This is a genomic window from Rhodoferax potami, assembly GCF_032193765.1.
Classification (GTDB): Bacteria; Pseudomonadota; Gammaproteobacteria; order Burkholderiales; family Burkholderiaceae_C; genus Allorhodoferax; species Allorhodoferax potami.
The window spans coordinates 545266-564171 of sequence record NZ_JAVBIJ010000001.1; the positions used below are offsets into that span (position 1 = coordinate 545266).

The 18906-nt window shown below is 61.9% G+C and carries 23 protein-coding genes; 10 read left to right on the forward strand and 13 right to left on the reverse strand.

The window, feature by feature from the left end; genetic code table 11:
• Positions 1 to 81: 81 nt before the first annotated feature.
• Positions 82 to 1623, forward strand: coding sequence for a glutamate--cysteine ligase (gshA, locus tag RAE21_RS02640; protein WP_313880017.1), 1542 nt, complete (start codon positions 82 to 84; stop codon positions 1621 to 1623).
• Here the strand turns inward: gshA and RAE21_RS02645 are convergent.
• Positions 1620 to 2192, reverse strand: a complete 573-nt coding sequence (locus RAE21_RS02645; RefSeq protein WP_313880018.1) for a hypothetical protein — start codon at positions 2190 to 2192, stop codon at positions 1620 to 1622. The genes gshA and RAE21_RS02645 overlap by 4 nt on opposite strands.
• Before the next feature lie 170 nt (positions 2193 to 2362).
• On the opposite strand from RAE21_RS02645, the gene ylqF reads away from it, so the two are divergent.
• Together ylqF and RAE21_RS02655 are read left to right on the forward strand one after the other, a co-directional pair.
• Positions 2363 to 3376, forward strand: a complete 1014-nt coding sequence (ylqF, locus tag RAE21_RS02650) for a ribosome biogenesis GTPase YlqF (RefSeq protein WP_313880019.1) — start codon at positions 2363 to 2365, stop codon at positions 3374 to 3376.
• A 68-nt stretch (positions 3377 to 3444) separates the two neighbouring features.
• Complete coding sequence (locus RAE21_RS02655) at positions 3445 to 4176, forward strand: SOS response-associated peptidase (RefSeq protein WP_313880020.1); 732 nt, start codon at positions 3445 to 3447, stop codon at positions 4174 to 4176.
• 22 nt (positions 4177 to 4198) lie between these two features.
• On the opposite strand, the gene RAE21_RS02660 is transcribed toward RAE21_RS02655, so the two are convergent.
• A complete protein-coding gene (locus RAE21_RS02660; RefSeq protein WP_313880021.1) occupies positions 4199 to 5101 on the reverse strand; it encodes a hypothetical protein in 903 nt (300 codons plus the stop codon).
• 146 nt (positions 5102 to 5247) lie between these two features.
• Here RAE21_RS02660 and RAE21_RS02665 point away from each other — a divergent pair, with 146 nt between their 5' ends.
• From RAE21_RS02665 to RAE21_RS02675, 3 genes are all read left to right on the forward strand, one after another.
• The gene (locus RAE21_RS02665) at positions 5248 to 5685 is read left to right on the forward strand and encodes a universal stress protein (protein ID WP_313880022.1); all 438 of its coding nucleotides are present in this window, start codon (positions 5248 to 5250) and stop codon (positions 5683 to 5685) included.
• A 98-nt stretch (positions 5686 to 5783) separates the two neighbouring features.
• A complete protein-coding gene (locus RAE21_RS02670; RefSeq protein ID WP_313880023.1) occupies positions 5784 to 6623 on the forward strand; it encodes a M90 family metallopeptidase in 840 nt (279 codons plus the stop codon).
• Between the two features lie 72 nt (positions 6624 to 6695).
• Positions 6696 to 7370 carry a YitT family protein gene (locus RAE21_RS02675; protein WP_313880024.1) on the forward strand — a complete coding sequence of 225 codons (675 nt, stop codon included), beginning with the start codon at positions 6696 to 6698 and terminating at the stop codon, positions 7368 to 7370.
• 3 nt (positions 7371 to 7373) lie between these two features.
• Here the strand turns inward: RAE21_RS02675 and RAE21_RS02680 are convergent, their stop codons facing one another.
• Positions 7374 to 8018 carry a DsbC family protein gene (locus tag RAE21_RS02680; protein WP_313880025.1) on the reverse strand — a complete coding sequence of 215 codons (645 nt, stop codon included), beginning with the start codon at positions 8016 to 8018 and terminating at the stop codon, positions 7374 to 7376.
• A gap of 236 nt (positions 8019 to 8254) precedes the next feature.
• Positions 8255 to 8440, reverse strand: a complete 186-nt coding sequence (locus RAE21_RS02685; RefSeq protein WP_313880026.1) for a hypothetical protein — start codon at positions 8438 to 8440, stop codon at positions 8255 to 8257.
• Positions 8441 to 8488: 48 nt separating this feature from the next.
• On the opposite strand from RAE21_RS02685, the gene RAE21_RS02690 reads away from it, so the two are divergent.
• The gene (locus RAE21_RS02690; protein WP_313880027.1) at positions 8489 to 10051 is read left to right on the forward strand and encodes a GGDEF domain-containing protein; all 1563 of its coding nucleotides are present in this window, start codon (positions 8489 to 8491) and stop codon (positions 10049 to 10051) included.
• Between the two features lie 209 nt (positions 10052 to 10260).
• Here the strand turns inward: RAE21_RS02690 and RAE21_RS02695 are convergent, their stop codons facing one another.
• Positions 10261 to 10587 carry a DUF6172 family protein gene (locus tag RAE21_RS02695; RefSeq protein ID WP_313873669.1) on the reverse strand — a complete coding sequence of 109 codons (327 nt, stop codon included), beginning with the start codon at positions 10585 to 10587 and terminating at the stop codon, positions 10261 to 10263.
• A gap of 86 nt (positions 10588 to 10673) precedes the next feature.
• Here RAE21_RS02695 and RAE21_RS02700 point away from each other — a divergent pair, with 86 nt between their 5' ends.
• The gene (locus RAE21_RS02700) at positions 10674 to 11279 is read left to right on the forward strand and encodes a 3'-5' exonuclease (RefSeq protein WP_313880028.1); all 606 of its coding nucleotides are present in this window, start codon (positions 10674 to 10676) and stop codon (positions 11277 to 11279) included.
• Here the strand turns inward: RAE21_RS02700 and RAE21_RS02705 are convergent.
• The 4 genes from RAE21_RS02705 to trxC all read right to left on the reverse strand — a co-directional run bounded on the left by RAE21_RS02705 (position 11276) and on the right by trxC (position 13730).
• Positions 11276 to 11908 (reverse strand): DUF938 domain-containing protein, encoded by a 633-nt coding sequence (locus RAE21_RS02705; protein WP_313880029.1) that lies wholly within the window; start codon positions 11906 to 11908, stop codon positions 11276 to 11278. The two genes, RAE21_RS02700 and RAE21_RS02705, sit on opposite strands and share 4 nt — an antisense overlap.
• A 10-nt stretch (positions 11909 to 11918) precedes the next feature.
• A complete protein-coding gene (locus RAE21_RS02710; protein WP_313873666.1) occupies positions 11919 to 12167 on the reverse strand; it encodes a hypothetical protein in 249 nt (82 codons plus the stop codon).
• A 246-nt stretch (positions 12168 to 12413) separates the two neighbouring features.
• Positions 12414 to 13205: a substrate-binding periplasmic protein gene (locus RAE21_RS02715; RefSeq protein WP_313880030.1), complete on the reverse strand. Its 792-nt coding sequence runs from the start codon at positions 13203 to 13205 to the stop codon at positions 12414 to 12416.
• Positions 13206 to 13286: 81 nt separating this feature from the next.
• Entirely contained in the window at positions 13287 to 13730 is a 444-nt protein-coding gene (trxC, locus tag RAE21_RS02720) for a thioredoxin TrxC (RefSeq protein WP_313880031.1), read from the reverse strand.
• Between the two features lie 166 nt (positions 13731 to 13896).
• On the opposite strand from trxC, the gene RAE21_RS02725 reads away from it, so the two are divergent.
• Positions 13897 to 14160 (forward strand): hypothetical protein, encoded by a 264-nt coding sequence (locus tag RAE21_RS02725; protein ID WP_313873663.1) that lies wholly within the window; start codon positions 13897 to 13899, stop codon positions 14158 to 14160.
• Positions 14161 to 14220: 60 nt separating this feature from the next.
• On the opposite strand, the gene RAE21_RS02730 is transcribed toward RAE21_RS02725, so the two are convergent.
• The 4 genes from RAE21_RS02730 to RAE21_RS02745 all read right to left on the reverse strand — a co-directional run bounded on the left by RAE21_RS02730 (position 14221) and on the right by RAE21_RS02745 (position 17767).
• On the reverse strand, positions 14221 to 15276 hold the full coding sequence (locus tag RAE21_RS02730; protein WP_313880032.1) for an alkene reductase: 1056 nt from the start codon (positions 15274 to 15276) through the stop codon (positions 14221 to 14223).
• A gap of 110 nt (positions 15277 to 15386) precedes the next feature.
• Positions 15387 to 16559, reverse strand: coding sequence for a pectate lyase family protein (locus RAE21_RS02735; protein ID WP_313880033.1), 1173 nt, complete (start codon positions 16557 to 16559; stop codon positions 15387 to 15389).
• Between the two features lie 16 nt (positions 16560 to 16575).
• Entirely contained in the window at positions 16576 to 17115 is a 540-nt protein-coding gene (locus tag RAE21_RS02740) for a hypothetical protein (RefSeq protein WP_313880034.1), read from the reverse strand.
• Between the two features lie 28 nt (positions 17116 to 17143).
• Positions 17144 to 17767 carry a glutathione S-transferase gene (locus tag RAE21_RS02745; RefSeq protein WP_313880035.1) on the reverse strand — a complete coding sequence of 208 codons (624 nt, stop codon included), beginning with the start codon at positions 17765 to 17767 and terminating at the stop codon, positions 17144 to 17146.
• A gap of 185 nt (positions 17768 to 17952) precedes the next feature.
• Between RAE21_RS02745 and RAE21_RS02750 the strand changes: the two genes are divergently transcribed.
• Entirely contained in the window at positions 17953 to 18888 is a 936-nt protein-coding gene (locus RAE21_RS02750; RefSeq protein ID WP_313880036.1) for a M14 family metallopeptidase, read from the forward strand.
• The last annotated feature ends 18 nt before the right edge of the window (positions 18889 to 18906 follow it).

Below are 18906 nucleotides of genomic sequence, written 5' to 3' on the forward strand. Positions count from 1 at the left end.
CCGGGGGAAACCGCTGCTCTGCACGTTTCATGCGCCTGTGGTACCTTTGCCCCCCGTTTGATTTCTGAAGGGCCTTTGGTCATGGATAACACACAAGAGGCCTTCAGCGCCCTGACTCCCGAACGGCTCCGCGGGATCCGCCGCGGGCTGGAAAAAGAAAGCCTGCGCGCGCTCTCCAGCGGCAGCTTGGCGATGACGCCGCACCCCCAGGCCATGGGCTCGGCCCTGACGCATCCGCACATCACCACCGACTTCAGTGAGTCGCAGGTGGAGTTGATCACTGGTGTGCATGCCCAGCCTGAAGACTGCCTGCAAGAGCTCACCGATGTGCAGCGCTTTACCCTGCAGAGCATGGGCGAAGAGCGGCTGTGGGTGTCGAGCATGCCGTGTTGTTTGCCTGATGACGACGCGATTCCGCTGGGCCAATACGGCAGCTCGAATGTGGGCCGCTCCAAAACCGTGTACCGCATGGGCTTGGGCAATCGCTATGGCCGGCGCATGCAAACCATCTCGGGCATTCACTACAACTGGTCGATGCCGGATGTGTCCAGCGAAGCGTATTTCGGGTTGATCCGCAATTTCCGGCGCCATGCGTTTTTGTTGTTGTATTTGTTTGGCGCCTCGCCGGCGGTGTGTTCCACCTTTGTGGCGGGCCGCCAGCACCAGCTGCAGCCCTTGAGCGAAGGCACCATGTATTTGCCCTATGCCACTTCGCTGCGCATGGGGCGGCTGGGCTACCAGAGCGACGCGCAATCGTCGCTCGCGGTGAGCTACAACAGCCTGGAGGGCTACGGCCACTCTTTGCAAGGCGCGCTGACCCAGGCTTACCCGGCCTACGAGGCCATTGGCGTGCAAGGCCCTGACGGGGCCTACCGCCAGCTGGGGACCAGCCTGCTGCAAATCGAGAACGAGTTTTACGGCACCATCCGCCCCAAGCGGGTCACGTTCCCGGGCGAGCGGCCGCTGCACGCGCTGCGCGAGCGCGGCGTCGAATATGTGGAAGTGCGGCTGATGGACCTTGATCCGTTTGAGCTGGTGGGTATCAACAGCAGCACCATGCGTTTTATTGATGTGTTTTTGCTGCACAGCTTGGGCACCGCCAGCCCGGACGATTCGCCCGCCGAGATCACAGCGCTGGCGCGCAACCAACAAGACGTGGCTGAGCGAGGCCGCCAACCCGGTTTGCTATTGCAGCGCGACGGGCAGCCGGTGACGCTGGTCGATTGGGGGCGCGATCTCTTGGCCCAGATGCAGCCTTTTGCACAGGCGCTCGATGCGGCCCATGGCAACACGCTGTACACCTCTGCCTTGCAAGCGGCTAAGGTGGGGTTGGATCAGCCGGATACCTTGCCATCCGCCCGGGTGCTGCAGGCGATGCAAAAAGACCACGGGGGTTCGTTCGCGGCCTTCGTGTTAGCCCAGAGCAACCGCACGCGGGATGCCATGCTGGCGCAGGCCTTGCCTGCCGAGCAGCAGGCCCTCTTTGAGCAAGAGTCCGCGGTGTCGTGGAGCGACCAGCGCGCCATCGAGGCGGCAGACACCATGCCGTTTGATGTCTACCTCAAAGAGTTTTTGGCACCCCACCGCTTGTTGGCAGGGCGCCGCAGCACAGCAGCTGCTTAAACTGCGACTGCCGCTTCTACAGCAGCAGCGGCTTTGCGCACGCGGGGGGCGGCCTTGCGCACTGCCTTTTTCACCACACGCTTGGCGCCTGCAGCCTTGGCTTTGACTTTCGAGCCAGCCAAGCGGATCGCCAGGTCGCTGCTCTTGGCTTCCAGCTTGGCGGCCACTTTATTCACAGCCACTACGGCAGGCACTGCGGCGTTGGCCACTGTGCCCAGTGTGCTCAGGCCGGTGGTTTGCTCAAAACGGGTGGCGTTCACTGCCACTTGTTCCAGGCTCTTGCCCGCCAGCTCGACGGCTTTGTCGACGGCAGCGTCTGCACCGTCGGTGGTAAAGGTCACGCCTTGCACGTAGTAGCCGGTGAGCTTTTTCTGGGCGTTGAGGGCGTTGCGGCGAACTTCGCCGCTGATGCGCTTGCCGGCTTTTTGCACAGCGGCTGACCAGGTTTTTTCAACGTAGCTGGCGGCGCGGGCATTGCCGACGCGGTAGGCATTGATCACGTTTTTGGCGGTGTTGCCGTAGGTGGTGATCAGGTCGTTGGTGGCGAGGGTAAGGGTGGTCGTGCGCATGTGCAGCTCCTGCAAAGTGAAATCGTGAGGGAATACATGGATTCTCAAGATCCCCCCTAGTGAAGGCACCTTAAATACCGCCTGTTTCCTAGGGGCGGCTGTCTAAGCGGCGCGTGGCGGCCACATACGGGACAATGCAGGGTTTAGCGACAGGCAGAAAGACACACGGCATGGCAATTCAGTGGTTCCCGGGGCATATGCACCTGACCCGCAAGGCGATTCAAGAGCGCATCAAAGAGATCGATGTGGTGATTGAACTGCTGGACTCCCGCTTGCCCGGCTCCAGCGCCAATCCCATGCTCGCCGAGCTCACCGCAGGCAAGCCCGCGCTCAAAGTGCTCAACAAACAAGACCTGGCCGACCCCGAGCGCACCGCACTCTGGCTGGCGCATTACAACGCCATGCCTGGCGTGCGCGCCCTCCCGCTCGATGCGAGCATGACCACCCCCGCCAAAGCGCTGGTGGCTGCCTGCCACGAGCTGGCCCCTAATCGGGGCGGCATGGCCAAGCCGATGCGAGTGCTGATTTGCGGCATTCCCAACGTGGGCAAGTCCACTCTGATCAACACTCTTAAGGGCAAGCGCGCCGCCAAAACTGGCGACGAGGCCGGCGTCACCAAGATCGAGCAGCGCATCACGATTGCGGACGACTTTTACCTCTATGACACCCCCGGCGTTCTGTGGCCCCGCATCATCGTGGCCAAGAGTGGCTACAACCTGGCGGCCAGCGGTGCCATCGGCAAAAATGCCTTCGACGAAGAAGAAGTCGCCCTCGAACTGCTGGACTACCTGCGCCAGCACTATCCCGCCACACTGGAAGCGCGCTACAAGCTCACCGGTGTGGCCGGGCAAACCGACGAGCAGTTGCTGGACGCCATCGGCCGCAAGCGTGGTGCTTTGCAGTCGGGCGGGCGCATCAATCTCAACAAAGCCGCCGAGATCGTGATCCACGACTTCCGCAGCGCGGTGCTGGGCCGCATCACCCTGGAGACCCCGGAGCAGTTTGCCCAGTTGCTGGCCGAGGGCAAGCAGATCGACGCCGAGCGCCAGATGAAGAAAGACGCCATCGAAATGGCGCGCCTTATCCGCCTCAAAAAGGTCAAGCGCCCGGCACAGCCCCGCCATAGCGACGAGCGGGAGGCAGCTGCCGGCCAAGGAGCTTCACCAGAGCCTGAGGTCGAATAAGAGTCAAATCAGCATGTAGCGCACGATATACCTGCGCTAGTAGCTATGATTTTTATAGCAATTTCCTGATGTGCACCAACTTCATTCCCTCGGCCCGGACTGATTTTTTAGACAAGCGCCTGGGCACGGTGGCCACGGCAGCACCCGGCTGGCCGGCAGAAACCTACCCCGGCTACGCCGCCCCGATGGTGGTGCGCAGCTCCGGTGGGGCAGCGGTGCAGCTGGCGCAGTTCGGGCTAGTGCCGCCTTGGAGCAAAGACGCCCGCCACGCCCGTGAGTTGGCCCGCGGCACTTACAACGCCCGCAGTGAGACAGTGGCTATCAAGCCCAGTTTTCGCCATGCCTGGGCGGCTCGCCAGTGGGCGCTGGTGCCGATGGAGTGCTTTTTTGAACCCTGCTGGGAAGATGCCGCCACCCAAGGCGGCCGGGCAACCCGCTGGCGGATGGCCATGCACGACAAAGAGCCGTTTGCGGTAGCCGGCCTTTGGGAGCGTTGGACCGACAAAGCCAGTGGCGAGCAAGCCGACAGCTTTACCTTGCTCACAGTCAATGCCGATGGCCACCCGGTGATGGGGCGGATGCACCGACCCGGGGATGAAAAGCGCATGCCGGTGATCGTGCCCGCTGCGCATTACGCCGATTGGCTGCATGCCAGCCCGCAGCAGGCGATGGCGTTTATGACGCGCTTTCCCGCCGAGCAAATGCACGCTGAGCCCGCCCCGGTGCCGCGTGCGGCGCCTGCGGCTGCGCGCAACGCCAAGCCCCAGACCCCTCCGCCAGAAAACTTGTCGTTGTTTTAGGCGGTGGTAGCTTTGGCCGGACTCAGCGGAGCTCGGTCTCTAACGTGTCCCACAACTCTTTGTCAGCCAAGGGCGTCTCGGGAGAGAGCATGGGGTTGGCGATGCGGATCACCCGCCGGCCTGAGAGACTCAGGTCCGCGAGGATGCTTTTCTTGAAGACCAGATAGCGCTTTTGGAACTTGCCATTGCGCATCAATAGCTTCAAGCCTTCCTCGACCCGCTGAGCCAGCTTTTCACCTTCGGGCGAGCGGGTGAAGAAAAAGTAGCGGGGCAGGGGATAGTAGAGCAGCAGTTTTCTTTCCACCGCGAGGTCGGGGTAGCTGCCGATGTTGGAAGCCAACTCTGCGCTGATTTCGTTCACACCGCGCGAAAACAGGTCATACCGCCCCGCGCTCAACATGGGGAACAGGCTCTCATACGTCGGGGCGGTGACCACCTCCAGGCCGGCGTTGCGCAAGATGTCCACATCGATCCAGTTCGCAGCCTGCCCGATGGTGAACTGCCGCAACTCGCTGGTGCTGCGAATGCCGCTGAAGGCGGGCTGGTTCACCTCCTTGATCAAAAACAGGCGGTAACCGGTCAGGCCCTTGTCCAGGGGCAAGCGGATGGGCAAGAGCTTGCGCTCACGGTCCTGGCTGGTGGTGCGCGCCATGACGGAAATGTCTTGGCTGTTGCTCAGCTGCATTTCTGCGCGCGCAGGCGTCATGACTTTGGGGGCTGGCTGCATTTGGAAGGGCCCCCACTTGGGGCGTGTTTCTTCCAGGGCGAGCTGCAATACATCCCAGTAAAACTGCATGCGCACATCCGAGCCGCTCTCGGGGGGCGGATAGGTGTATTGCATGGGCGATGTCGCCCCAGCTGCAGGCTGCAGCCACACGGTGATTGATATGCCAACGACGGCTAGTGCTTTGAAGAGTCGCAGCATCTCTACGCTCCTTGTATTTTCAGAACAGTGTAGCGCGCTCATGTGACAGCCCGTGTGGGCCGGGTCGGCACCTCTGTGTGACGCAGGTCAAGACCGGCTGCGCCGCCTTCCCGCACAGTGAGGGCATCGATTTACAGGAGGCTCCCATGTTCAAACACATTCTTTTGGCAACCGACGGCTCTGCGTCTTCAGAGCATGCATCCCGCTTGGCGGTGGATTTGGCCCGCACCCACGGCGCCAAGCTCACCGCTTTGTATGTGGCGGACCCGTACCCCTATATTGGCATTGGCGAGCTCAATCCAGCTGGTTTACAGGCCTATGCGGCGGCCGGTCAGCAGCTCGCCGCCCAAGCCCATGCGCATGTGGATGCCCTGTGCCGTGAGGGGTCTGTGGTGGCGCTGGATGTCCGCTTTGTGGAAGATGTCACCGCCGTGAGCGGAATCGTGCAAACGGCAGAGACGCTGGGCGTCGACCTGATCGTGATCGGCTCCAACGGGCGCTCGGGCATTGAACGCCTGGTGCTCGGCAGTGTGGCAGCCAAAGTGGTCGCCCAGAGTTCGGTGCCGGTACTGGTAGCGCGCTAACCCTGACCCCACGGCACCCCCGCATGGACGGGCGTGCTTGAAAAAGGCCGCGGGGGCTCCAGTTAACCGGCTAGTGCAACGCCGCTGATGGAGAGCTTGTGGCCTTTTTGATTTTTTGCCTTGCAGCGTTGTTGCTGCTGATCGGGCTGCTGGGGTATCCGCGCTGGATGCGCTGGCGGCGCGAGCGCTTGCAACAGCAACCGTTCCCGCCCGGCTGGCGCAAACACCTGCGCAAGCGCGTTCCCTTGTTTGCCCGTTTGCCGGCAGACCTGCAGCTGCAGCTCAAAAAGCACATCCAGGTTTTTGTGGCCGAAAAAACCTTTATCGGTTGCGATGGTTTGCAGGTGACTGAAGAAATGCGGGTCGTGGTCGCCGCCAACGCCTGCCTGCTGCTGCTCAACCGCACCCGCGGGCTGCCGGCGGACTACTTTGCCGGAGTGCGCCAGATACTGATGTACCCCGCTGCTTTTGTCGTGCAGCGCAAGCACACCGATGCGGCGGGTGTGCAGCACGCCGAGCAGCGCTCTTTGGCCGGTGAGAGCTGGTCGGAAGGGCAGGTCATACTGTCGTGGCAAGACGTGCTCCAAGGCGCTGCCGATGCGCACGATGGCCGCAACGTCGTCATCCATGAATTCGCCCACCAGCTGGACCAGGAAAACGGCCAGGCGATCGGCGCACCATTGCCACTGCCCGGTGATGCGGATCACCACCCCGCCCGCTGGAAGGCGGTGTTCACCGCCGCCTACGAGCGCCTGCAAGGCGAGGCCTTCATGCACCAGCAGGTGCTGCTGGACCACTATGGCGCGCAAGACCCTGCGGAGTTTTTCTCGGTCGCCACCGAAGCTTTTTTTGAGCAAGGTGCGGCCTTGCGCAGCTACGACGCCGCGCTCTACCGCGAATTGCAGGGCTACTTCAAGGTCGACCCTTCCACCTGGTGAGCGGGTGGCCTGGTAAGCAGCGTGTCAACATGCCACGGGCTGGCACGGCACAATGCTTGCTCCGTAAGGCCTATGTCGACCTCCACACCCCCCAACGCCCCAGAAAAGCCCCTGCGCGGGCCGGTTGAGCTGCCCTCCGCATTGCAGGGGGCGGTGCAGCAGCACACCTGGTTTGAGGATGCGCAGGCCATCTTTACCGGCACCTTGTTCGTGAGCCTTGCGCTGATTTTGTTCGGCCAGGCAGGACTGCTGACCGGCGGCACTGCGGGGGCGGCATTTGTGCTGCACTACGCGACCGGCGTCAGCCTGGGCAAGCTTTTCTTTTTGATCAACTTGCCGTTTTACTGGTTTGCCTGGCAGCGCATGGGCCGCGAGTTCACCATCAAAACCTTTGTGGCCATCAGCTTCTTGTCTGCCATGGCTGAGTGGTCTCCGCGCTTGTTTGCCATCGAGCGGCTGCACCCGGCCTATGCGGCCGTGCTGGGTGGCCTGCTTCTGGGCTCGGGGTGCTTGTTTCTGGCGCGGCACCGGGCCAGTTTGGGAGGCGCCACCATTGTGTCGCTGTACCTGCAGCGTTCACGCGGTTGGCGGGCCGGCATGGTTCAAATGGGCATGGACTGCACCATCGTGCTACTGGCACTCACTGTGGTCGACCCGGTGCGGGTCGCCTATTCGGTGTTGGCCGCGGTGGTGATGAACCTGTTTATCGCGGTCAACCACCGCCCGGGCCGCTACGCGGTGCTGTAGCGCTTAGTTCACGCCCAAAAACTCAGCCAATGCTGCCGTTTGCATGGCACCCGCATTGGCCACCACTTGGCCGGTTTTGACATTCTTGGCCACCATGTAGGGCACCGATTCGGCAGCCAGGTCATTGAACAACACCGTGTTGGCCTTGATGATGGCTTCCACTTCCGGCGGTACTGACGCTGGCAACGGGGTGCCACCACTGCCGGCGAGCAGCGAGGCCTCATGCGCAGCCATGAACTCGGCGGGGTTTGCGGCGGTCAATATCGCAGCGCCCTGCGGAGCGCTCTTGCCGTTGATAAACGACACCGGAATCCAGACAAACTTGGCCTTGGGCAGCAACGCCTGCGACGCTGTCCACAAATGGCCGCAATGCGGGCACTGGGGGTCAAACAGCACATAAGCCGGGTTGGCTGCCATGAGTGCGCCCACGGTAAAGCCTTTGCCCTCGGCAGCAATCTTGTCGTAGGCCTGTGCAGGGCTCAGCGCCGTGGATTTGGCAGCGGGCGCTGCCGTCTCGTCTTTCTTGTCGCCACAACCGGCCAGACCGCCCAAGCCCAACAAGGCCGGCAGTGCCAGCAAGTGCAGGCGGCTGCGCTGGGGCAGTGAGGGCGAAGCGAAGGCGGAAGACGAGGGGGACTTGATGGTCATGTTGTTGCAGCGTGTAAAAGTTTTAGCGCGGGTAGAGTCGTGAAAAGCGGCATTGGTTCCCGCAGTGACTACTTTACAGGCAACGGTGCCAAAGCCCCTGTTTGTGCGGGTTTTGTCGGTTGTAAACAAAGTTATCCACAGAGTGGCGCACAGTTTTGAGGGGTAATTCGGGCCTCAGGGGCGTTGCTTTTCACGTCTACACCGATTCACAGCAAGTGCTAACACAAAACTTTCCCTCATTGACAAAACGCCGTTTTTTCTTCTTCGAGAAAATTGAAATTGCCTAAAAAATAGGCGTCGTGTTGCAGCCCAATGCTGGCGCGGATTTGGCGGCTTGTGCCTAGGGTTATCCACAGCGTGGCCCACACGGGAATGGGGTAAGTTTTTTCCTGGTAGTTGTTCTGATAAGCGTCCTCTGCCATAGTGCAGACAGAGGAAAACGATTAACTACAACGCGGGACGGGCATCACATGCCAAACCGGATACGTGTGCGGCGCAGTGTGTCATTGCGGCGCGCGCTGCGGATGCTGGTCATCTTCAGTGTGCTGCCGACGGTACTGATTTGCGCCTGGTTGGCTTACAGTAACTACCGATTGCAACGGGAGGGCTTTGAGCAACAGACCGTGCTCTTGGCGCGTGCGATCCAGGCGGAGATCGAGCGGGAGCTCGCTGCCATCGAGTCCGGCCTCAAGGTCATGGCTACAGCCCCTGAGTTGGCGCGTGGCGATCTCAAGGGCTTTCATCAGTTCGCTACTAACAACATCGTGGCACCCGACATGGCGCTCAACTATGTGTTGACGGACGCCAAGGGTCTGCAAGTGCTCAACACCTTGTTCCCCTTCGGTGCAGCCTTGCCCAAAACCGGCACTCCCGCTCAGCTCCAGCAGGTGTTTGCCCAGCGCGAGACAGTGCTCACCGATCTTTTCAAGGGCGTAACGACGCAAGCGCACATCATGGCGATCGGGGTGCCGGTCGTGGCCAATGACAAAGTCGTTTACAGCCTGAACATGGGCCTGACGCCCGATTACATCAACCGTCTCATTGCCCAGCGCCCTTTGCCGGAGGGCTGGCTCATCGCGGTGCTGGACCGGAGCCGCACGATCGTGGGCCGATCGCGCGACCCTTTGAAGTTCATTGGCCAGTCGGTCAGCTTGAAGGTGCAGCAGGCTATGGACGGCAATTCATCTGGCTTTTTGGAGTCGGTGACCAAAGACAATGTGCCGGCATTCACCGGGTTCAGCACCTCAGACCGCTGGGGCTGGACGGTGGTGGCTGCAGCACCGCAGCGCAGCCTGTATGACGACCTGTTTGCCCAGCTCGCCCAAGTGTTGCTTGGCTTGGTGCTGGCCTTGGGGCTGGGGTTTTGGCTGGCGCGGCGGGCAGGGGCCAAGGTCATGTCATCGGTTCAGCAGCTCAATGACACGGCGCTCGCACTCGGGCGCGGGGAAGATGTGAGCCCGCCCAGCCTGGAGTTGCAAGAGGCCCAAGCCGTGGGCACCGCCATGCTGCAGGCGGCGGATGCCATGCGCAAAGTCAAGTTTTTCGCCCAGCACGATGCACTGACCGAGCTGCCCAACCGCTTGCTGTTTGACGAGCTGGCGCAGCGCAGCATCTTGAGCGCCATGCGGCACCACGGCGAGTTGGCACTTTTGGCCATGGACCTCGATGGTTTCAAAAAGGTAAACGACACCCTGGGTCATTCGATTGGCGACGAGGTGCTCAAAACCGTGGCGCAGCGCATGGGCTACACCATCCGGGCGTCAGATGTCGCGGCCCGCATCGGTGGGGATGAGTTCATTGTGCTGCTCGACGGGGTGAGCCAAGCCGATGCCCTGCAGACGGCCGACCGCTTGGTGCATGCCCTGTGCCAGCCGTATTACGGGGTGAGTGTGCCCTTGGGTGTGAGCATTGGCCTTGCCTTGTACCCGCATCACGGTTCGGATTTGAAATCTCTCATGCTGGCGGCGGACAGCGCCATGTACGCTGCCAAGTCTGCGGGCAAGGGGCAAACGCACACCGCTAAGCCACAGTAGCGCCTTAGCATAAAAAAACCCCGTAAAAAACGGGGTTGTCAGAGTGCCTATTTTTTAGGCGTCGTGTTGAAAGCTAAGCCTGGCGCGGATTTCGTGGCTTGTGAACACGCTTATCCACACAGCAACCCACAGGCGACAGGGGTAAGTTTTTTTCAACTTTATTTGCCCCGCGCGCGGTGAATGGGCTCGCTGAGTGTGCTAGCCCGACCTTACTCTTCCAAAAAGTTGGCAATCGTGGCGCCTGCCGACGGGTCGCGAGGCTTGCGCACCCCGTGCTTGGCCAGAATTTCGATATAAAACTGGGTGCCGCCCTCTTTGGCAGCAGCGTCGATCAGACCGATCAACTCGGCCGGGTGGGCCACTACGGCGGTTTGCTCGGTAGCGCCGAAGCGGCAATCAAAGTCCCAAAAATCCACGCCCACGGGCAGCGCCCGGTTGCGTTCGCGCTTCATGTATTTGCGGATTTCGTGTTTGGTGGCGTCCAACAGGCGATCGGGGTGCTTGCCTTCAACGTGGAGGGGGAATGTCTTTTTCATGGGGAATCCTTGTGCGCCGCGCCGCTCTGTGGGCTACGGGCAAAACTGTGAGGCCAACCAGTGGCAGGTGGGCGATGATACGCCCCATGCAACAAAACCCCCGCGAACAGCATGCCACCCCCCACAAAGATGCCATTGCCTTGCTGCCTGAATTTGCCCGTCTGGGCCTGGACAGCATCACCCTGGTGAACGAGGGCGCTCAAGCCCATGCTGCCTTGGCCACTCTGCGCCAAGCCCGCGCCTGGGGCTTTGATACCGAGTCCAAACCCACCTTCAAAGTGGGCGAGGTCTCCGACGGGCCTCATGTGCTGCAACTCTCCACGCCTGAGCGGGCCTGGGTGTTTCAGCTACACGACCCCGAGTGCCGCGCGGTGGCTGCCGAGCTCATGGCGCTGCCCGGTATCGCCAAGGCCGGTTTTGGCCTGGGTGATGACCGCAAGCGCATTCTTCATAAACTGGGTGTAGAGCCGGTGGGCGTGTTGGAGCTCAATGTGGTGTTCCGCGAACGCGGCTACCGCAAAGACATGGGGGTCAAAGGTGCCGTGGCAGTGTTGTTTGGGCAGCGCTTCATCAAGAGCAAAAAGGCTGCCACCAGCAACTGGGCGGCACCGCGGCTCACCGAGTCGCAACTGGTCTACGCGGCCAATGACGCCTACGCCGCCATCCGGGTGTTTAACGCGCTCGGGCTTTAGGCCGCAGGGTTTGCTGGGCGGCCCCACACCAGCAACAGGTTGTTGGCGGGCAGGGCGTGGCGGGCTTGCAGCTGCAGGCCGGCTTGTGCCGCAACGGCTGCCACATCGGCCAGTTGGCGTATGCCGAAACTCGGGTCATGCGCTCGCAGGCTGGCATCGAATTCGAGATTGCTCTGGGTGGGCGGCACGCCGGCCTCAAAGTAAGGCCCGTAGGTCACCAGCACCCCGCCGGGCGCCAGGCAGGCGGCGGCACCCCGCATCAGGGCCGCGCACGAGGCCCACGGCGCAATGTGCAGCATGTTGATGCACAACACCAGGTCATACGGTCCCGCCCATGTGGCGCCCTCGGTAAACCAAGGTTCGCGGCAGACATCGAGCTGCTGGGCCACTTCGATATTGGCCAAGTCCGCCTCGGTGGCGCGCACCTCGATGTTGTAGAGCGCGCCGCGGTGCACCTCGGTGGGCTGCCAGGCCCACTGCGGCAGGTGCTGCGCAAACCACACCACATGCTGCCCGGTGCCCGAGGCAATCTCCAGCGCCCGGCCGCTGGCAGGCAGCAGGGCTTGCAGCACTTCCAGAATCGGGTGCTTGTTGCGTTCGGCAGAAGGGCTGTGGTCGGGTTGCGCCATAGAGCGTGGCTTAGTGGGTCACAAACTCGTAGCTGACTTCTTCGCTCTCGACCATGTCGAGAATGTCGTTGAGTTCGTCTTCGCTCTCGGTGCTGCTCCAGGTGTCTTCAGGGTCCGCTGCGAACAGAGGCTCGATGGCGATGTCCAGGAACTGGCCGTTGGGCAGGCTAAGCACCGGGGTGCCTTCAGAAGTTTCTACCAGTGCCCAGTCATCGGGTACCGACATTTCCAGCTTGATGGTGACGTTGAGTTTTTTCATGGAAAAGTCCTTGTGTTTGTCGTTCAGTGAGGCGGCGAGGTTACCTCATCAGGGGTTGCGGGTCCCAGGGGACCGGACAGCCGGTTCCCCCATACCACAGCTTTTTGCCTTTAAAAACAATGCTCTACGCGCTGCCTTATTTTTGGGCAGGCTTGTCAAAGCCAATGCTGGCGCGGATTTCGCGGCTTGTGAACACGCTTATCCACACAACAGCCCACAGGCGCTTGGGGTAAGTTTTTTTATTAATTAATTGTTCACAATGTCCGCGGCGACCACTTCCATCGGGTAGTACTTTTCAAAAACAGCGCGCAAGCTGCCGTCGCGCGCGCTTTTCACCATCGCGTTGCTGAGCAGATCCATATCGGTCTGGCTCAGCGTCTGGCGCGAAAGGTAGGCCCCCACGCGGGATTTGGGCAGTCCGATGACCGGGCTGAAACGAAATTCGCCACTCTGCGCCACGTCGGCTGTAGTTTGCAGTGCCGAGTGCAGCAGCGTGGGTGGCAATATCGTGAAGTCCACCCGCCCAGCACGCAGCATGCGGCCCACGGTGCCCAAATCATTGACAAAGTCCACCCGGTTGTCGTCATTCAGCTTTTGTACCAGCGCATCGTATTCATCACCCCAGCTATAGCTGCGCACCAAGGCGCCGCGTAGTTTGGACCGCTCCACCAGCGAGCGGAGGTCTTTGGGAGGCAAGGGCGCAGTACTGAGCGTGATCAGGGTGGGCGTGAGGTTGACTAGGTGTACAAATTGCGCCTTTTGGTCCCGCTCCTGGTTTTGTGAGGCCGGAATCAAAATGTCGGCCTGGTGGGAGACAAAGGTCATCGAATCCGCCCGAGCGCGCGGCACTACCGGAAACTGAAGCTGGCAACCCGCTTTGCGACTGACCTCGCGCAGCCAGTCGGGGTAGACGCCGGAGACCCCTTCATCAGTCACCTTGACATTGAAGCCCGTCGGTGCCGCCGGCACCACGATGGCCCGCGAGCACACCGCGTGGCTCAGGCTTGCACCCAGGATCAAAGCTGCGCTCACTGCCATGCGCAGCCAACAGGTTCTTCCGCCGGGAAAAAGTGTAGAGCCCATATCGGCCACTATACACAGCCTTGCCGGCGTGGCGGCCTATTTCACCGGCAAGTGCATTTGAACCCAACGCACGATATCGGCCTGCCCCATGGCCCCGGGTTGACGGGCGACTTCGCGGCCGTTCACAAACAGCGCAAGGGTGGGAATGCTGCGGATCTGGAATCGGGCGCCCAGCGCCTGCTCGGCCTCGGTATCCACTTTGGCCACCCGGATGTGCGGCTCCAGCTGGCGGGCAGCAGCGGCATAGGCGGGCGCCATCTGCCGGCAGGGCCCGCACCACGGCGCCCAAAAGTCCACTAGCAGTGGGATATGGCTGCGGTGCAAATGCTTGTCAAAAGAGGCGGTGCTCAAGCCGACCGGCTTGCCGGTGAACAACGGGGCCTTGCAGCTGCCGCAGTCGGGCGCACTGGACATGTGGTCTGCCTTCACCCGGTTGGTGGTGTGGCAGTGGGGGCAAACGATATGGAGTGCTTCGGTCATGCAGGCTAGCTGGCGGCGCCCGGCTGAAACTCAAGCGTCCGGGGCGCAGGGCTTAGGCGTTTCACCCTAAGAAACAACGAATACTAGGGTTAACCCTTGCATCAAGTCTAGGGTTAACCCTATACTGCAGTGCAACATCACTTGTTTTTACTTAAAGGAGCCCACCATGGCCAGCACGACTCTTCACAGCATTTCTCTGCCCCGCGACGCACAACCCACTGTGGGCGCCTCCTTGCAGGCGCTGTGGGTAGCCGGCAAAAACCTGGTGGTGGCTTTGAGCCAAGCCGCTTTTGGCCGCGCATCCGGTGCCGGCCAGACCCGCCTGGAGCAGGCGGAAGAGCTGCGCACTTTTGCGGCCAGCATCCAGAAGTCGGACCCCGACTTTGCGCTGGACCTGTTTGCTGCCGCAGACCGCCACGAAGGCCTGTAAGCCTTCGCGGCCCACGCGCCCACCCCGGCTGTGCTGGCCGGGTGGCGCGCAGGGTTCCCCTTACATCGTGGGGTAATCGGTGTAGCCCTTGGCACCGGGCGTGTAGTAGGTGCTGCTGTCAGGCGTGTTCAACGCCGCACCGGCTTTCACGCGTTCCGGCAGGTCCGGGTTGGCAATGTAGGCATTGCCGAAAGCCACCGCATCCAGCTTCCCGTCTTTGATCGCTTGCTCAGCCTCTTCCGCGCTGTAGCCCATATTGCCGATCAACACACCCTTGTAGTTCGCGCGCGCCACTGACATGACGTCGGCCTTTTGCACGCCGAAGAAATCCGCACGCATCATGTGCAGGTAGGCCAGCTTGAAGCTGTTGAGCTTGTCCGCCAAGAAGGTAGTCAGGCCCACAGGGTCGCTGTCGATCATGCTGTTGAAGCTGTTCAGGGGCGACAGGCGCACACCCACGCGGTCGGAGCCGATGGCATCGCTCACCGCAGTCAGCACTTCAAACAAGAAACGTGCACGGTTTTCTACCGAGCCGCCATACGCGTCGGTGCGCTGGTTGCAGCCGTCGCGCAAGAACTGGTCGATCAGGTAGCCGTTGGCGCCGTGCACTTCCACACCGTCAAAACCGGCGGCCATTGCGTTTTTGGCGCCTTGGGCAAACGCTGCCACGATTTCTTTGATTTCTTCCACAGTCAGTGCGTGGGGCGCCACGTGGGGCACTTTGCCTTCAGGGGTGTGGATCTCGCCTTCAATGGCCAGCGCGCTGCTGGAGACGGTGCGCGCACCGCCATTGATGCCGGGGTGGGCGGCGCGACCTGCGTGCCAGATTTGCATGAAGATGCGGCCGCCTTTGGCGTGCACTGCGTCGGTGGTCTTCTTCCAGCCGGCGATTTGTTCGGCGGAGTACACACCGGGCTCGGCCACAAAGGCAGAGGTGCCCTCAGTCACCATGGTGCACTCGGTGATGAGCAGGCCGCCGCTGGCGCGCTGGGCGTAGTACTCGGCCATCAAATCATTGGGCAGGTGCTCCATGCCCGCGCGGGTGCGGGTCAGTGGCGCGAGGACGAAACGGTTGGGCAGTGTCAGCGCGCCGACTTGGAGGGGGGAGAAAAGCATGTTCAAAAACCTGTAAACGTAACAACAAGGGGCGCGAGTGTGGCACCGGGGCAATAAGCCCGATGCGGTGGGGTTACTCGGTTTCGGGGTAGCCCCGCGCCCGCGGGCCTTCAGGGGCAGCGCAGGGTGGCCAGGTTTTTACCCACGCCCACCACCACAGCCAGGTGGGCTTTAACGCACTCAGGTGCGTGCGCCGTGTAGGTGTAGGTCAAGGTCAGCGGGAATGCTCGGGTGCTGTCCCAGGTATCTGCATTGAGATAGCCGGGGCCACCGGTCCAGGTGATGTTGTAGGTGGCGTTGTCGGCAGCGCTCTGGGTGTTGTTGCCACGCAGTTCCCACCAGCCGCAGTTGCCGGCGTCGTAGCGGCAGGTCACCGGGTTTTTGGCGTTTTCGAACCAGTTGTTTTCTATGAGCGCATAGCCCGCTTGGCGCACGTTGATGCCGGAGTCAGTAATGCCGCTGTACAGGTTGTTGTACAGGTGCGTCCAGCCACCGCGCTGCATTGGGAGGCGGGCATGCACATTGCGGTACAGGTTGTGGTGGTAGGTGATTTCGCGGCCACCGGCAATGTCGCTGCTGGACGAGCCATCGAGCCCCACCTTTTTGCTGTCGTGGATGTCGTTGTAAGACACCGTGATGCGGTGCGAGTCTTTTTTGATGTCGATGGCGCTCTCAAATGTCAGGTCCCCGTCCGGTGAGCCCTTGCACTCGTTGTTGACCGCAAATAACTCGTTGTGGTCAATCCAGATGTTGGAAGACGAGTCAATCCGCAGCATGTCGGCATCGTGGGCGGCACCGGCCAGTGCGCCTATCTTCATGTTGCGTACCACCACGTTGTCGCTGCGGATCAGGGTGATGCCAAAGTTGGCCGAAGAGCCGTTGGCCCCCAGAATCGTCAGCCCGTGCGAAAACTCTTTGATTTGCAGCTCGCGGTAGGGGGCGTGCCAGTGCGGGCGGGGGCAGTTTTGATAAGCATCCGCCGTGTGGTCTTGAGTGATCCGGGCAATCTGCGCATCTTCATTGCCCGTGTAGGTCAGCACCAGCGGCTTGCCTGCCGCTTTGGCGGCGGCCACTTCTTGGATCATGTCTTCCAGCGTGGCTGCGCTGCGCCGCCGGGCGCCGGGGATGTTGCCACCCGCTGTGGTGGCAAACCCGCCGGAGTGGGTGTCTGCAGCTTCCACCGGCCCCGCGACAAATATTTCCGGCAAAGGCGCCTCGCTGTGGGCCGGGCTACCGATAGCGCCCCAGCACGCCAGCACAAACACCAGGGCCAGCCGGGGCACGGTGAGGGGCATCGGTTCAGCCAGCGGCCAGAGCCGCATCGCGCACGCGGGCCAGCAGCCGGTGCCGGATCAAGCCGCTTACCGGCCGTATCACGTACCAATAGGGGGTGAACCGCAGCAGGGCCGCACGGTCGGTGCACCACACCCGCGTTTCGGTCAGCAGCCAGGTGCCGCCGCCGGCATCGGGTTGGGTGCTGAAGTTCAGCAGCAGCTTGGCACATCCCGGCTTGGCAAATGCCGCAAACCCGTCGGCACCCGCCACTGGCAACTGGCCGTAGTCTGCCTGCCAAAACCGGCCTGTCAGGCCCAGCGCGACCTCAGTATCGCCATCACGCCCGAGCAGCGTGAAGTTGTCGATCCCGAAAGGGGGCTGGTCTTTCAAGCGGCTACTGCCGCCCAGGGCGCCCCGCAGCCGGTCGGGCAGCTCGCGTAGCTGGATGAATCGGCGTGCCCACGGGTCTTCGCTCACGCCGGGCTGCAGCACCGCATCCATCAGGGCAGCAGGGCTGGCCTGGGTGAGCAAGCGGTGTTTCTCGCTGAACTGGTAGTGCGGCATGAGCCGCTCCATCAACTGCATCCGACGCTTACTTGGCTGCAAACTGTGCGTAATAGGCCTTGATGGCCGGTGTCTCGCCAATGCGCTGCATGTGTGCGTTCAGCGCCGGGGCCACGCGCTCCACCAAATCGGTGGGCACATGGTCAAAGCGGCCGGAGTTGAGGGCGCGCACATCCACCCACACCTTCAGGTCTGCCACAGTCAGGCGGCCGTCGGCAAAAAACTCGCCGCCTTGGGCTTGCAGGCGCTGCTGCAACCAGCCCAGGTACACCGGCATGGAGCCGTTGACCAACGCCAGGCGGGCTGCCTTTTGCTCTTCACCGCTCATGCGGAACGTGGGGCCCATCTTGACGCCGGCTTCTTCCACCACATAGGTCACTTCATCGCAGTACAAGGCTTGCAAGGGGTCGGTGGGGTATAGGCCGGCCAGCTTGCCCGCAAAGCGCAAGAGCGCATCGCTCTGGGTGAACAGAGTGCCATCCACATCCAAAGTGGGCACCTGGCCGAACGGGGTGGCTTTGCGGACCTCTGCAAACTCAGGGAAGGTAAAGCGATGGTCATCAAACGCCACACCACCGATGTGCAGGGCCAGGCGCACAGGTTCGGCGCGGCCACCGTGCATATCGAAGTAGCTGAGTTTCAGTTGGGGCATGGTGTTGTCCTAGTAGGGGGTAAAAATTAGGGGGCTGCACAGTGGCAGTGCAGCGCACGGGGCATTCTATGCAGGTGGCACTGCCACCTTCGGTTAGGGCATCAAAAAGCCCTCTAGCGCTCTAATAACCTGTGCTAGTAGCTATTAAAATCGTAGCAAACAAGTTTTACAGCCAAAGCATTGACATGACCCTCTCCCGTTTCTATCCCTTGGGTACCCCCGGCCAGCCTTGGGGCCCTGCCGAGGTGCAACAGTGGCGCGCCCGCCAGGTGCGCCAGCGCAGCTATGCCGACGACGTGTTGGCTGCGATAGAGCTGCTGCGCAACCAGTGGGATGTGGAGTGCTATGGCGAAGTGGTGTATGCCGACGCCGCGCTGGGTGAAGAGCGGTTCCCCCTCATGGCCCTGCGCAGCCTTAGTTGGAGCAGTGCTCTGCCCACCGTGCTCGTCACTGGCGGGGTGCACGGTTACGAGACCAGTGGTGTGCATGGTGCGTTGCGCTTTGCAGCAGACCACGCTGCGGCCTTTGCCGGCCGGGTGAACCTGCTGGTGGCGCCCTGCGTGAGCCCTTGGGCCTATGAGCGCATCCAGCGCTGGAACTTTGATGCGCTGGACCCCAACCGCAGCTTCCGTGCCGACAGCCCCGCCCAAGAGAGCGCGGCCCTGATGCGCCTGGTGGCGCCGCTGCTGGGGCAGTTTGCCGCCCATATCGACCTGCACGAAACCACCGACACCGACGAGAGCGAGTACCGCCCCGCCGTGGCCGCGCGGGATGGCAAAGCCTTTGAGCCGTGCGTGATTCCCGATGGGTTTTACTTAGTGGACGACACCGCCAACCCACAGCCCGCATTCCAGCAGGCCATCCTGCGCGCTGTGGAGCAGGTCACGCACATTGCGCCTGCCGACGCCGAGGGCGGCCTGATCGGCACCCCGCTGGAAGCGCCCGGCGTCATTGCTTATGACGTGAAAGGCTGGGGCCTGTGCACCGGCATCACCGGGGCGCGCTACACCAGCATCACCGAGGTCTACCCCGACAGCCCACGCGCCAACCCCGAGCAGTGCATTGCCGCGCAAGTGGCGGCGGTGGGGGCGGCGTTGGATTTTGTGATCGCGTCAAGCTAACCGGGCCGGGGCATCGCG

Bases quoted from the DNA above. Each gene is read 5' to 3' on its own strand.
- RAE21_RS02705 (WP_313880029.1), bottom strand. From the start codon at position 11,908: ATGGCGCAACCCGACCACAGCCCTTCTGCCGAACGCAACAAGCACCCG.
- trxC (WP_313880031.1), bottom strand. From the start codon at position 13,730: ATGACCGAAGCACTCCATATCGTTTGCCCCCACTGCCACACCACCAAC.
- RAE21_RS02675 (WP_313880024.1), top strand. From the start codon at position 6,696: ATGTCGACCTCCACACCCCCCAACGCCCCAGAAAAGCCCCTGCGCGGG.
- RAE21_RS02750 (WP_313880036.1), top strand. From the start codon at position 17,953: ATGACCCTCTCCCGTTTCTATCCCTTGGGTACCCCCGGCCAGCCTTGG.
- RAE21_RS02715 (WP_313880030.1), bottom strand. From the start codon at position 13,205: ATGGCAGTGAGCGCAGCTTTGATCCTGGGTGCAAGCCTGAGCCACGCG.
- RAE21_RS02730 (WP_313880032.1), bottom strand. From the start codon at position 15,276: ATGCTTTTCTCCCCCCTCCAAGTCGGCGCGCTGACACTGCCCAACCGT.
- RAE21_RS02700 (WP_313880028.1), top strand. From the start codon at position 10,674: ATGCAACAAAACCCCCGCGAACAGCATGCCACCCCCCACAAAGATGCC.
- RAE21_RS02665 (WP_313880022.1), top strand. From the start codon at position 5,248: ATGTTCAAACACATTCTTTTGGCAACCGACGGCTCTGCGTCTTCAGAG.
- RAE21_RS02655 (WP_313880020.1), top strand. From the start codon at position 3,445: ATGTGCACCAACTTCATTCCCTCGGCCCGGACTGATTTTTTAGACAAG.
- RAE21_RS02680 (WP_313880025.1), bottom strand. From the start codon at position 8,018: ATGACCATCAAGTCCCCCTCGTCTTCCGCCTTCGCTTCGCCCTCACTG.
- RAE21_RS02660 (WP_313880021.1), bottom strand. From the start codon at position 5,101: ATGCTGCGACTCTTCAAAGCACTAGCCGTCGTTGGCATATCAATCACC.
- ylqF (WP_313880019.1), top strand. From the start codon at position 2,363: ATGGCAATTCAGTGGTTCCCGGGGCATATGCACCTGACCCGCAAGGCG.
- RAE21_RS02725 (WP_313873663.1), top strand. From the start codon at position 13,897: ATGGCCAGCACGACTCTTCACAGCATTTCTCTGCCCCGCGACGCACAA.
- RAE21_RS02690 (WP_313880027.1), top strand. From the start codon at position 8,489: ATGCCAAACCGGATACGTGTGCGGCGCAGTGTGTCATTGCGGCGCGCG.
- RAE21_RS02695 (WP_313873669.1), bottom strand. From the start codon at position 10,587: ATGAAAAAGACATTCCCCCTCCACGTTGAAGGCAAGCACCCCGATCGC.
- RAE21_RS02740 (WP_313880034.1), bottom strand. From the start codon at position 17,115: ATGCCGCACTACCAGTTCAGCGAGAAACACCGCTTGCTCACCCAGGCC.
- RAE21_RS02710 (WP_313873666.1), bottom strand. From the start codon at position 12,167: ATGAAAAAACTCAACGTCACCATCAAGCTGGAAATGTCGGTACCCGAT.
- RAE21_RS02645 (WP_313880018.1), bottom strand. From the start codon at position 2,192: ATGCGCACGACCACCCTTACCCTCGCCACCAACGACCTGATCACCACC.
- gshA (WP_313880017.1), top strand. From the start codon at position 82: ATGGATAACACACAAGAGGCCTTCAGCGCCCTGACTCCCGAACGGCTC.
- RAE21_RS02745 (WP_313880035.1), bottom strand. From the start codon at position 17,767: ATGCCCCAACTGAAACTCAGCTACTTCGATATGCACGGTGGCCGCGCC.
- RAE21_RS02685 (WP_313880026.1), bottom strand. From the start codon at position 8,440: ATGGCAGAGGACGCTTATCAGAACAACTACCAGGAAAAAACTTACCCC.